Raw genomic sequence first — 13,044 nt, forward strand, 5'->3', positions numbered from 1 at the left:
GGTAATCGGACCGATCATCTTCATCCAACTATCCCCCATCCGACCGTAACTCAACAACAACCGCACACAACCATTGAGTTACGGTCGTTTTCCGCCTCCCAAACGACCGTAACTCAACAGGAACGACATACTCTTATTGAGTTACGGTCGTTTGCGGGGCCTCAAACGGCCGTAACTCAATGAGAACGTGCGGTTGTTATTGAGTTATGGTCGTATCGTATCGTCGCACGACGCTCGCAGCCGGACCGGCATCCGCCGATCCACAATCCCAACCATCATCAACCAAGCCAAAGGAACCCAATCATGGCAACACTTCACGGCGTACAGCTGTTCCGCGACACGGACGGCAACGTCGCCCAGCTCCACGGCATCGGCGTGCAGCGCTTCGGCGACCGCTGGTACGCGTACGGCGAGATCAAAAACCGCGGCAACCTCTTCCAGGGCGTCGCCTGCTACTCCACCACGGATTTCGCAACGTGGCGAAACGAAGGCACGGTGCTGCCGGTCGGCGACGAGGATTCGATCATCGGGCCGAAGCGCATCGTCGAACGGCCGAAGGTCATGCGTCGTCCGTCGGACGGCAAGTACGTCATGTACCTGCACGTCGACGGCGAAAACAACTACTCGTACGCGCATATCGGCACAGCGATCGCCGACTCGCCGACCGGCCCGTTCGAATTCCTCGCAACGTTCCAATTCCGCGGCTACGAGTCGCGCGACATCGGCGTGTTCCAGGATGAGGACGGCACCGGCTACATCCTGAGCGAGGACCGCCCGCACGGCACGCACATCTACCGCCTGTCCGAGGACTACCTGAGCGTGGTCGAGGACGTGGTCTGCCTGCGCGGCACCGATTATTGGGCGGGATACGAGTCGCCGATCATGGTCAAGCGCGACGGCACCTACTACTGGTTCGGTTCGCAGCTGACCGGCTGGGACTGCAACGACAACATGTACGCCACCGCGACCGACCTGCACGGGCCGTGGAGCGAGTGGCGGCCGTTCACGCCGGCCGGTTCGCGCACGTTCGACTCGCAGTGCGACATCATCGTGCCGCTCGACGGGGTTGGTGACGACGCCGACCAGTGGCACGCGAGCCGGTTCCTGTACATCGGTGATCGGTGGCACAACAAGGATCTCGGCAACTCCGAACTCGTGACCCTGCCGATCGAGATCGGCGACGGCAAGGCGCTGCTCGAGTGGCATGACGAGTGGGACAACGGCCTGTGATCGGTCGGTGCGGTGCGGATGCGTCTGCGTCTGCACCGCTGTGCGGCTGCGGTCTGCGCTTGGCATCGCGTGGCTGCCCGCGAATGTGATGTGACGCGGGTCGTGCGGCTGATCGATGCCGTGGCCATCGAATAGTCGTCGGCGGGCCGGCCAGTCGCTCCGGACGGTCCGCCGACTCAATGGCGGCGTATGCGTGGGTTTTCCTTTCTTTGTCCTGCGCGTACGCCGCCGTTTTGCATATAGGTGCATATATTTGGAAACGGCATGTAGGGCATGCCGGGATCGGGGGAAGTCATGGAGTGCAATGGCAAGGTGCTGTACGCGTTCGGTGACAGCATCATCGAGGGACATACGTATCCGCAGCGCTCGTGTGCGAACGTTGTTGCCGAGGCCGAGGGGATGCGGTTGTTCAAGTTCGCTCGCAACGGTGCGGCCATACTGCCGCGGCCGATGACGCGACCCGATCTGGGTGGCCAGATCATCGACCAGTGCGGCAAGGTTCCGGCCGACACGCCCGCGCCCGACGTGATCCTGTTCGACGGCGGCACGAACGACAGTCATTTGGATCGGATCATGGATCGGCTCGGTGCGGTGGTTCGGCCTGGCGCATCACTGTTTGACCGTAGTACCTTTGCCGGCTGTTTCGAGGCGACGATTGCGGAATATCGTCGTCGCTGGGCGTCCGCGAAGATCGTGTACGTGGCGACCTCGAAGCTTGCGAACGTTGACATGACGATCCAGCTTGCGTTGCATGAGATTGCGTTGGAAGCCTGTCGCAAGTGGGGTGTGACCGTTGCCAACGTATTCGACGACGCCGGTCTCGACCCACGTCGCGACGCCGATCGCGTCGCATATTCCTTCGATCGCAACGGTACCGACGGCCTGCCCGGCACTCCGCAGACCATCACCTACGAGCATCCCGAAAGCCAGCCGAGCGGCACCCATCCGAATCTGATCGCCGTCGAACGGTTCTATGCGCCCATCATCCGGCGCGCTCTGCGGTCGCTGTAGTCGACGACGGTGGCTGCGGCTGGTCGCGTTGTAGGTGACGGCGACGTGCCGGAGTCGATCGCGTTGTAGGTGACGGAGTGACGTAACTGGCGTTTTCTCGGTGTTCCACGCCAATGCCATTCCAGCGCAACTATTTCGGGGAATAAGCCCTGTGCTCCCGAATTTCTTGCGCTGACTGCGACTCAGCGCAACTATTTCGGGAAATCAGCCGCATGGTCCCGAATTTCTTGCGCTGAGTCACCGTCAGTGCAAGAAATTTGGGACGAAGCCGTTCTTTTCCCGAAATTCTTGCGCTTGGCGGCAGTGATCGTCGTGGTATGACGTGGCGTGGCATGGTGTGGCGTGGCATGGCGTGGGCATTCCGCGGGCGATACGCGTTGCGGTCGGCGTGCCATGCGTTGTGCTGTCGTACGGGGCGATGCGGCGTGGCGGTTTTCGCTCGCTAGGTGGGGTGTCAGCGAGTGTTTTCTGCCACGAGGAGAATGTTGTGGGTGAGGGTGTCGATGGGGTGATGGCGGTTGCCGATGGTCAGTTTGATGGATTGGTGGGCAATGGTTGCCGGCGTTGCGGGCATGATGCGATCGGCGTTGCGCGTGGCAGTTTTCACTCGCCGACGTGTTGCCCAGCGAGTGTTTTTTGCCACGAGAGTGGGTGGTATGGCGCTGTCGTCACCGATGGTTGACGCTGTCCCAGGCAACAATTTTGGGCTGAAGTCGTTCTTTTCCGGGAACGGTTGCGTTCTGTTTATCGAATGATTGGCGCTTAAGACAAATGGTGCTCACGGGACGGAATATCGGCTTGCTTTTCCGTCCCGTGCATACGCGATTCCTCACGCGATGGAATTGGATGTCGTTTTTTCATCTTGTGCGCTTGATGGTGCCCAAAATCGACCTAATTTTGGGCACGGGATGGCAGGTCGGCTCGTGATGCCATCGCGTGACTGCTTGGTCGGTCACGGGATGGCAAAGTTCGATGGTCTGCCATCCCGTGACCTCGCATTACCCTCGTATTCCGGTAGCGCGGGGTTACGCGATGGCTTTGTAGCGCGAGAATGCCGTCGCGTGAGAAAGCGCCGGGTCACGCGATGGCATGGCGTGGTGATTTTCCGTCCAGTGCGCTGCAAAGGACCGGAATCGGAACGGAATTTGGTTGCGGGTCGGTGTGCTGGCGTTGCGATGCCGGCGTGTGGCTGTCCGGCCATGTACGGGATGGCATCATTCAGGGCTTTGCCATCGCGTGAACGGCATCGTTCAGTGTTTTCGCCATCCTGTGACCGAAATTCGGCGTTTTCGAGTTGCGCGGGTCTGCGGAATCGTATAGAATCGCAGCGTTGCGATTTTGAGTGATACAACGACGTGCAGAAGCGTCGATGCTTCGTGAGGAAAGGACTGGCGTATGTACTCGCTAGGCAAGAATTCCCCGGTAATCCCGGCATATGCAGACACCAGGTCCATGATCTCGGAACTGGGTGCTCCCGGTGACGTAACGATTCGATTTTCGACCGATCCGACCGGCATGAACTGGCTGCGATCCGACCATCCGTACGCCGCGGTCAGTACCCCGGACGGCATCCAGTCGTCCGTCCACATGCTGCGTGACGGCGACACCATCGTCACCACGGTCCTGCTCGGCAACGCCACGAGTAAAACGATCACCACCGCGGTCGGCGACATCGGCATCACCCTGCCGCTCGAGGACCGCTATTACGACGAAACCGACGACTACTCGATCGAACGCCACTGCAACGTCCACCTGTTCTGCGGCGGCACCTGCAGCTGGGCACTCGCCCTGCGCATGAGCGGCAACGCCCCGCACCTCGGCCTGGTCCTCACGGAAGGAGCGCTCGCCGACTACAGCACGAGCCGCGACTTCGTCCAGTACAGCAACGACCGCGGCTGTTTCGTCCTGCATCCCGAAGCGATGGAGTTCGCGCCCGGCCAGACCCACACGATCTCGTGGACGATCTTCCCGTGCGACTCGCGCGACGACTTCTTCGCGCAGGCCGCCGAACGCAGTGCGTTCATCGACGCCCGCTGGGATCGCTACGTTGCGTTCCCCGGCGAGACTGCCGTCCTGCACATCCGCCCGTCGTTCACGCCCGACCAGGGCAACGACGCCGGCCAAAACGCCCCCGTCACCGTCAACGGCATCCCCGCCGCCGCGGAACCCGACGGCACGTACACGTTCGCCTACACGCCCGACGAACGCGACGAATTCACCCACGACGAATACCGCGACCGCGCCGGCGAGCACACGTTCGTCGTCCGCGTCGGCGACCGCACCGTGCGCACGCGCCTGTTCGTCTCCGCGCCGCTCGACGAACTCACCGCCCAGCGCGTGCGGTTCATCGCCCGCAAGCAGCAGTACCGCGGCCCGGACGAGCACCTGCGCGGCGCGTACCTGCCGTACGACAACGAGGACCGCCGCCAGTACTATTACGCCGGCGACGACAAGGGCAACGTGGTCAACGACTACAACGCCGGCCGCGAACGCGTCGGCATGGGACTGCTGCTCGCCGCGTACCTGCGCGAACTGGATCGCGGCATCGTGCGCGACGAGAACGGCGACCTGCTCGCCGACGTGTCGATGGCCCTGTCCGGCGACCTGCCGGGCGGCGAATGGAAGCCGCTGCGCGACGAACTGTCTGACAGCCTGCGCGACTACCGCGAGTTCGTCGAACGCGAACTGGTCGACGTCGAGACCGGCGAGGTGTTCAACGACGCGCCGCGCGACAACTCTGTCAAGCGGCTGTACAACGCGCCGTGGTTCGCGGAACTGTACGTCGAGCTGTACAAACTCGATGGCGACGTGGAGCACCTGCGCGTCGCGTGCCGCATCTTGCGCTGGTTCTACGCAGGCGGCGGCAGCCGGTTCTACCCGCTCGAACTGCCGGTCCTCGCGCTCTGCCGTGCGCTTGAACAGGCCGACGAGCGCGACCTGCTCGACGAGATGCGTGACCTGTTTCTCACTCATGCGCGAACGTTGGCAGGATTGGGGCTGCACTATCCGAAGCACGAGGTCAACTATGAGCAGTCGATCGTCGCGCCGGCCGCGAGCGTGATCCTGCAGACGGCCGCGCTCACCGGCGATCAGGACCTGCTGCGCGCCGGATTCGAGCAGTTGCGTGTGCTCGACCAGTTCAACGGATGCCAGCCGGACGCGCACCTCAACGAGGTCGCGATCCGTCACTGGGATGGATTCTGGTTCGGCAAACGTAAGCAGTACGGCGACACGTTCCCGCATTACTGGAGCGGACTGACTGCGGACGTATTCGATCTGGCCGCCGATCTCATGGACGACGAAAACGCGGCCGGGCGGTACCGTCGTCGCGCGGAGGCGTCGCGTCGCGCGCTGCTGCAACTGTTCTTCGCGGACGGCACCGCGTCGTGCGCGTACGTGTTCCCGTTCTCGGTGAATGGCGAACGTACGCATTTCGCCGATCCGATGGCGAACGACCAGGACTGGGCGCTGTACTTCATCGTCCGGCATATGCTGGATGCGGAGTGAATACGTTGGCGATCGTTTGCGGGACTTCCGACGGATGCCTGACGGATGTCTGTCGGTAGTCCTGCGGATGTCTGACGGATATCCGCCGGAAGTCCGGCAGACGGTCGCCGTCATACGCGATGCAGTGCAGTGATCTACTGCGGTGACATAACACGTGACACAACAAAGGAGTTTTTCGATCATGGCCGCAACTCAATCATCAACCGAATCGTCAGCCCAACCGACCCAGCCGTCCTTCGTCGAACGTCTCGCCTCGCGCGGCAGCATGCTCTACGGCGGCGACTACAACCCCGAACAGTGGCCAGAATCCGTCTGGCATGACGACATGCGGCTGTTCAAGGAAGCCGGCATCAACGAGGTCACCCTCAACGTCTTCTCGTGGGCGCAACTGCAACCCAGCGAAGACGAATACGACTTCAGCAAGCTCGACCGCATCGTCAAGACCGTCAGCGACGCTGGGCTATCGATCGTCATGGCCACGTCCACCGGCGCGCTGCCGGCATGGATGGCACTGCGTCACCCCGACGTCAACCGCGTCGACGAACGCGGCCGCAAGATGCGTCACCGCGAACGTCACAACGCGTGCATTAACAGCCAGACCTTCCGCAAGTACTCCGCGGCGCTCGCCGGCAAACTCGCCGAACGTTACGGGCAACTGCCTAACCTCGTCGCATGGCACGTCGGCAACGAATACGGCGGCATGTGCTGGTGCGACACGTGCGCGGTCAAGTTCCGCGAGTGGCTGCACCGTAAATACGGCACGATTGAGGCCGTGAACGAGGCATGGAACTCGGCGTTCTGGAGCCACACCTACCACGGCTTCGACGAGATCTTCCCGCCGAACGAACTCGGCGACACGACCAGCTGGGGCGGCAAGGCGATCCTCGGCGGGTTCTCGCTCGACTACCAGCGGTTCTACGGCGAGTGCGTGCTCGAGTCGTACAACGAGGAGAAGGCCGCGATCCGCAAGTTCGATCCGGTCAATCCGGTCACGACGAACATGATGGGCACGTATCCGACGTACGACTACTTCCGCTGGCGTGCGGGCGCGAGCGCGACGGACGGGACGGTTGGCGACGCGGCCGGTGACGCGACTGCCGAAACAGCCGCGCCGACCGCAACCGCTGGCGGCGCGGACGTCGTCTCGTGGGACTCCTACCCGCGCCCCGACACCGACCCCGCGAACGTTGCATTCTGCCACGAGCTCATGCGCGGCGTGGGCGGCGGCAAGCCGTTCATGCTCATGGAGCAGACCCCGAGCCGGCAGAACTGGATGGCGTACAACACGCAGAAGCGCCCCGGCCAGATGCGCGAGCTGAGCTGGCAGGCCGTCGCGCACGGCGCCGACACCGTGCAGTTCTTCCAGCTGCGGCAGAACCGGTCCGGCTGTGAGAAGTTCCACGGCGCGCTCGTGAGCTCCGACGGCACCGATCGCACGCGTGCGTTCAAGGAATGCGCCAAGCTGGGAGCCGAGCTGGGGCGCGTCTCTGGACGCATCCTCGGCAGTCGAGTGGTGCCGGCGAAAGTCGCGCTGATCTTCGACTGGCAGTCGCGCTGGGCGATCGGCATGTCCGCCGGCCCCACGATCTCGATGGATTACGTGGCCGAAGTGCAGCGGTGGTATCGCGAACTGCATCGTCGCAACATCCCGGTCGACATTGTCGGCCCGTACGACTCGTACGATGCGTATGATCTCGTGCTCGCGCCGTGTCTGTATATGATGCGCGCGGATTTGGTCGAGCGGCTGCGCGCGTTCGTGACCGGCGGCGGACGGCTGCTGCTGACCGCATTGAGCGCGCTGACCGACGAACACGACAGCCTGTATCAGGGCGAGATCCCGGTGCCGCTGCGCGACCTGACCGGCGTGTGGGTCGAGGAGACGGATGCGCTCGACCCGGATGCGGCCGTGGTACCGCTGCGGTTCGCGGGGCAGAGTTCGGCTGGTGTGGGTTCGGTTGACGCGGCGGCCGATGTGACTGGCGATCGTGCTGTTGCGACGGGCGATCGCGCCGTTGCGGCTGACGGAAACGTCTCGGCCGCCGTTGCGCCCACGGACTATACTGAAAATCCCGTCATTGCAGATAGTGCGAACGACGCAGCGGGCCCTCACGGCCGCGTGCTGTTCGACGTGCTCGAGGCCGATGAAGGCACAGAGGTACTCGCCACCTATGGCAGCGAATACTACGTTGGTACGCCCGCCTTCACGTTCCGCCCGAGCGCGGGCAATGGCGGCGTGTTCTATGCGGCCACGTTCCCGGACGATGCGGCCATGCCGCGTTTCGTGGATGCGCTGCTCGCCGGCACCGGCATTGTTGGGCTCACCGACGCGCCGCTGGTCGGCACGGTCGAACGGTCCGCAGCTGCACCGGATGCCACGGTGCCCGCTGACCTGCGCACGGTCGATCTTGAAGTCACCCGTCGCGTCGCAGCCGACGGCACCACGTTCACGTTCGTGCTCAACCCGGTGAACGCGCCCGTCGCGGTCGACCTGCCGGCGTCGCTCGCCGGTCGCGACCTGCTGACCGACACGACCGTCACCCCCGGCCACCGCGTCCTACCCCCGTTCGCGGTACTCGTCATCGAATCCGAAAAGTTCCTGTCATGACCTCAACCGCATACCTGTTCGCGCACTTCACCGGCACCGAACAATCGGCCACCGACGAGCAGATCTACTTCGCGCTCAGCCGTGACGGCATCCACTGGCATGACACCCGTCCGAACGGTCATCCAGCTCTCGAATCAACGGTGGGCGAGCGCGGCGTCCGCGACCCATTCCTCATCCGTGCGCACGGCAACGGTGACTCCACGGCCGCAATCGCCGCGCACAGCCCGCGTGCGTACCTGCTCGCCACCGACCTGAGCATCTACCATCGCGGTGGCTGGGCCACCGGTCGCGCCCGAGAAACCGGCAGCACCAGCATCGTCATCTGGGAAACCGACGATTTCGCGCACTGGAGCGAACCGCGACTCGCCCCGATTGCCGCAGCCATTCCCGGCGCATGCTTCGCGTGGGCGCCCGAAGCCTGCTGGGATGAGGCGCGTCGGCAGTACATCGTCTACTGGGCCACCGGCTCGCACACGGTAAACGCGCATGGCGACTTCCAGAACATGTATTACGCCACCACTCGCGATTTCGTGCGCTTTTCGGAGCCGGTCAAGTGGATCGACCGCGAGTCGTACTGCATCGACACCACCATGATCCACGCCGATGACGGCTGGTGGTACCGCGCGTCCGGCGACGGCCAGATCACCATCGAACGCACGCGCAACCCGTACGCGGTCACCGACGCGCCGCGAGCCGACCTCGAGACCGGCGACGGCGTGGACGAGTGGGCGTATGTCGGCATACTCAGTTCGATCTTCGACGACGATCGGCTGAGCGGCGGCTATCTGGAAGGCCCGGAACTGTTCCGGTTCAACGAGTCCGACGTGCGTGTGATCGATGGGCGGCCGATGCGATACGGGCTGATGTGCGACCAGTACCGGCTCGGGCGCGGGTATCTGCCATTCCGGTCGGCCGACTTGGGCAGTGCGGCACGTGCGGATTGGGATGCGGCGACGGATGTCGATCTCGGTTCGCTCAAGAAGCGGCACGGTGGCGTTCTGCCGATCACCGATGCCGAATACGCGGCGATCGAGCGGGCGTTCGGAATGATGGAACGGTAGTGAGTCGTAGCGAGTCAAGGGAAAGGAGCGTGCCACTATGTCGGTGGTGCTGAACGGACGTTCCGCAGTCCGTTGGAATGATGCGGAAACATCGGCCGTGCCGGAACCGGTCGCGTACGCGATCGAAGATCTGACGCATGATCTGGACATCGCGTTCGCGGGAGACGATGCTGCAGATGCTACGGATGGCGCGACGATCGTCGTACGATTCGACCGTACGCTCGCGACCGAACAGTACCGCGTGACCGTCGATGCGGCTGCGAACGTGGTGATCGTCGCCGGTGCGGACGATCTCGGCTGCATCTACGGCCTGTACGCGATCAGCCGCGCATGGCTCGGCTTCGAGGACTTCTGGTTCTGGAACGACCAGCGCCCGGCCCCGCGCGCCTCACTCAGTCTCCCTGATACCGCGCGGCTCGACTCGCATCCCGCCGCCGTGCGCTACCGCGGCTGGTTCGTCAACGACGAGGTGCTTATCGTCTCGTGGAATATCCGCAACGATAACGAACTGACGTGGCGCATGATCTTTGCGACGCTCCTGCGTGCCGGCGGCAACCTCGTCATCCCTGGTTCCGGGCAGAACATGGCCCCGCACTGGGATCTCGCGCATCGCATGGGACTGTATGTCAACCAGCATCACGCCACGCCGCTCGGCTCGCGGCTGTTCTCCGAAGCCTATCCCGGTCTCAAGCCGCGCTGGCCCGAGGATCGCGACAAGTACGAGACGCTGTGGCGCGAGGCGATCGCGCAGCGTTGCGGAACCGACGCGGCGACCACGTGCGACGATCCGGCGGCCGGCAGACATGACGATCCGAAGGTCGTATGGACGCTCGGCTTCCGTGGCAGCTGCGACGGCCCGTTCTGGACCGACGATCCGCGATACGTCACCGACGAGGAGCGCGGCCGTGTGCTGTCCGAGGCGATGCGCGACGAATACGATCTCGTCCGCGCCGCCGATCCGCACGCGCCGGTCGCCGTGTATCTGTACTCCGAATCGCTTGAACTGTACCGCAAGGGACTGCTGCACTTCCCCGACGACGTCATCAAGATCTGGTCCGACAACGGCTACGGCCGCATGATGGTGCGCCGCAACGGCAACTGGGACCCGCGCGAGCCGGCCATGCCCGACGCCGCCGACCCCGGCGAGAACGGCATCTACTATCACGCGTCGTTCTTCGATCTGCAGGCCGCGAACCATATCACCCAGATGCCTGAATCCGCCGACGACATCACACGCGAACTCGAAACCGTACTCGCGCACGGCGGCGACTCACTGTGGGTCGTCAACTGTTCGAACGTCAAGCCGCACGTCGTCACGCTCGACCTCATCGCCCGCCTGTGGCGCGACGGTTCGCTGGATGGGACGGGAGAGTCGGTCGAGTCGCAGGTCGACGCGTTCCTGCTCGATTACTGCCGTCGCTACTACGGCGAGCCGTGCGCGCCGGCCGTGGTGCGACTGTTCCGCGCGTACTGGGATGCGGCCGCGCGTTTCGGCGACGAGTGGGATCAGCGGTGCGGCGAACAGCTGTACACGTACATCCCGCGCATGATGATCACGCACTACCTGTCCGGCAGTCGCGACGAGGAGGATGATCTCACGTGGCTGGTGCATGGCGACTTCGCGGCGCAGATCGCGTGGGTCAAGCGGCTGTGCGCGGATGCGTTGCCGCGATACGAGCGGCTCGTGCGCGATTGCGACCGTGCCGCGCTCGACGCGGAGGACACCGGTAACGTCGGCGCCCACGCCGCACGGCTCATCCGCGACACGATCGGCCTGCAGTCGACCGTCTACCGCGAATGCGTGGCCGGCACGCTGCTCGTCTGCGAGTCGCTCGAGCGGGCGCTCGCCGGCGACTTCAAGCACGCGTTCTACCGCGCCGGACTCGCCCGCGAGCGGTTTGCGGCCGGTGACGCGGCGATGCGCGCTCGCGAGCACGGCGTCTGGCAGGGGTTCTGGTCGAACGACTGTCTTGCGGACGTGAAGTTCTCCGGGCAGGTATGTGCCGCGCTCATGGCCTACCTGCGCAACCGCGGCGACGGCCCGCACTACGTCGGCTGGAAGCACGAGTTCTGTTACGCCGAGCAGTGGCGCGACGTGATCGTCGTGCTCAATATGGAGAACCACGAGTCCGATGACGCGATCTTCCAGGCCATGAAGCGCGCGTGGCAGGAATGACTCGCCGAGCGGTGCGTCAGCGAGTCATTTCTGCCACGCTCATTATTGCGTGGCGGTTTTGTCTCGCTGACGCGGCTCTCCGCGAGCGTTTTCCGCCGCTGGGTGACGGTTGTGGCGGTTTTCGCTCGCTGACGTGGCCGTGAGCGAGTCATTTCCGCCACGCGCTGGGCGGCGCGGGCGCCGCGTGGTCCAGCATGCGGGTGCCGCGCGAGGTGCGAACGCGAACGCCGGTCTCCAGTCATTCCTCAGCCTGCCGACTATACTCGGGAACATTGCATAGGGGAGGTCCTGACATGGCTGATGACGACAAGCTGGAGACGACCGGTGCGGATCCCGCGGCCGCGAACGACGCGAACAATACGAACGACACGAACAGCACGGTTCTCACGGACGAGCAGCTGGCCGCCGTCGCCGCGCTGGCCAGTACGAACAAGTACGCCAAGCAGTCGAAATGGACGACGTTCAAGGAGCTGCCGCGCGAGGACAAATGGCCGTTCTTCGTGCAGCACTTCCTGCTCGGCACGGTTATCGCCGCGGTCGCCGTCGCGGTCGTGGTCTCGCTCGTCGTAACGTTCCTCACGCGTCCGCCGCAGGCCGAGCTGACCGTCGCCGGCTTCGGCCTCGACGACTACACGAGCCAGCTGGACGAACTCAAGTCCGGTTTCGTCACGCAGCGGAAGATCGACGACGATCGGCTGGTGCAGATCACTGGCACGTACAACATCGGCGGCAACGGGTACACCGACGATTCGGCCAAGGTGATGACGATGGTCACGGCCGGCGACATCAACATGATGATCGCGGACAAGGATACGTTCGCCGAACTCAACGCGAGGCAGCTGGTGTCCGCGATGTCGGCCGCGGAGGACACGTCGACGCTCGACGGGTTCGCGAAGTCCGGTGCGCTGGTCGACAAACAGGGCGAGCCGACCGACGACGTCACGCAGGCGTACGGTCTCGACCTGTCGAAGTCGGCGACGTGGACGTCGATCACGGGACTGCCGGACGACATGATCGTCGGGTTCAGCAACATCAACGATGACATGAACAAGACGCGCGCGCAGGAATTCGTCGACTATCTCCGGTTCGAGTGAGTCGGACGGAGGGCGGCGCGCCTGAGTGATCGTCGTTGCGGCGTCATGGTGCGCGAGTGGCGGAAAACGCCCGCTGAGACATGTCTCAGCGGGCGTTTTCCGCCACTCGGAGAGGTGCACGACGTCATCGTAACCGATCCTAACGTTATGCGAACCATCGTAACCCTGTCCGATGCATCGTCCGGTGACGTGCGCGTATTGTAGCGCAACAATACTTGCGTCGTCTTGTTTTCCTGATATTCCGCCATGCTGCCGTATTGCCGTCGGTCCGGTTGACAACGGGATAACTTTTCTTGACGTTTGCGCATGGTGTCGCATCGCCGCATGGTGCATATTAGATATCGTTAACCCCAACGCAGT

General features: G+C 63.7%; 8 protein-coding genes. 7 read left to right on the forward strand and 1 reads right to left on the reverse strand.

Annotation, left to right across the window (positions count from 1 at the left end; genetic code table 11):
• Positions 1-303: 303 nt before the first annotated feature.
• Entirely contained in the window at positions 304-1,230 is a 927-nt protein-coding gene (locus DSM100688_RS09170; protein WP_152358795.1) for a family 43 glycosylhydrolase, read from the forward strand.
• A 294-nt stretch (positions 1,231-1,524) separates the two neighbouring features.
• Complete coding sequence (locus DSM100688_RS09175) at positions 1,525-2,241, forward strand: SGNH/GDSL hydrolase family protein (protein WP_163146875.1); 717 nt, start codon at positions 1,525-1,527, stop codon at positions 2,239-2,241.
• A 454-nt stretch (positions 2,242-2,695) separates the two neighbouring features.
• Here DSM100688_RS09175 and DSM100688_RS09180 read toward each other — a convergent pair whose 3' ends face one another.
• On the reverse strand, positions 2,696-2,884 hold the full coding sequence (locus tag DSM100688_RS09180; protein WP_152358797.1) for a hypothetical protein: 189 nt from the start codon (positions 2,882-2,884) through the stop codon (positions 2,696-2,698).
• Between the two features lie 809 nt (positions 2,885-3,693).
• Here DSM100688_RS09180 and DSM100688_RS09185 point away from each other — a divergent pair.
• The 5 genes from DSM100688_RS09185 to DSM100688_RS09205 all read left to right on the forward strand — a co-directional run bounded on the left by DSM100688_RS09185 (position 3,694) and on the right by DSM100688_RS09205 (position 12,684).
• Entirely contained in the window at positions 3,694-5,748 is a 2,055-nt protein-coding gene (locus tag DSM100688_RS09185) for a hypothetical protein (protein WP_152358798.1), read from the forward strand.
• Positions 5,749-5,929: 181 nt separating this feature from the next.
• Positions 5,930-8,353 carry a beta-galactosidase gene (locus tag DSM100688_RS09190; protein ID WP_152358799.1) on the forward strand — a complete coding sequence of 808 codons (2,424 nt, stop codon included), beginning with the start codon at positions 5,930-5,932 and terminating at the stop codon, positions 8,351-8,353.
• The gene (locus DSM100688_RS09195; RefSeq protein WP_152358800.1) at positions 8,350-9,414 is read left to right on the forward strand and encodes an alpha-arabinofuranosidase; all 1,065 of its coding nucleotides are present in this window, start codon (positions 8,350-8,352) and stop codon (positions 9,412-9,414) included. The genes DSM100688_RS09190 and DSM100688_RS09195 overlap by 4 nt, the downstream gene beginning before the upstream one ends.
• 37 nt (positions 9,415-9,451) lie before the next feature.
• Positions 9,452-11,590, forward strand: coding sequence for a glycosyl hydrolase 115 family protein (locus DSM100688_RS09200; RefSeq protein ID WP_152358801.1), 2,139 nt, complete (start codon positions 9,452-9,454; stop codon positions 11,588-11,590).
• 293 nt (positions 11,591-11,883) lie between these two features.
• On the forward strand, positions 11,884-12,684 hold the full coding sequence (locus DSM100688_RS09205) for a hypothetical protein (protein ID WP_152358802.1): 801 nt from the start codon (positions 11,884-11,886) through the stop codon (positions 12,682-12,684).
• Positions 12,685-13,044: the final 360 nt, after the last annotated feature.

The sequence above is a fragment of the Bifidobacterium ramosum genome (assembly GCF_009299505.1).
GTDB classification, from domain to species: Bacteria; Actinomycetota; Actinomycetes; order Actinomycetales; family Bifidobacteriaceae; genus Bifidobacterium; species Bifidobacterium ramosum.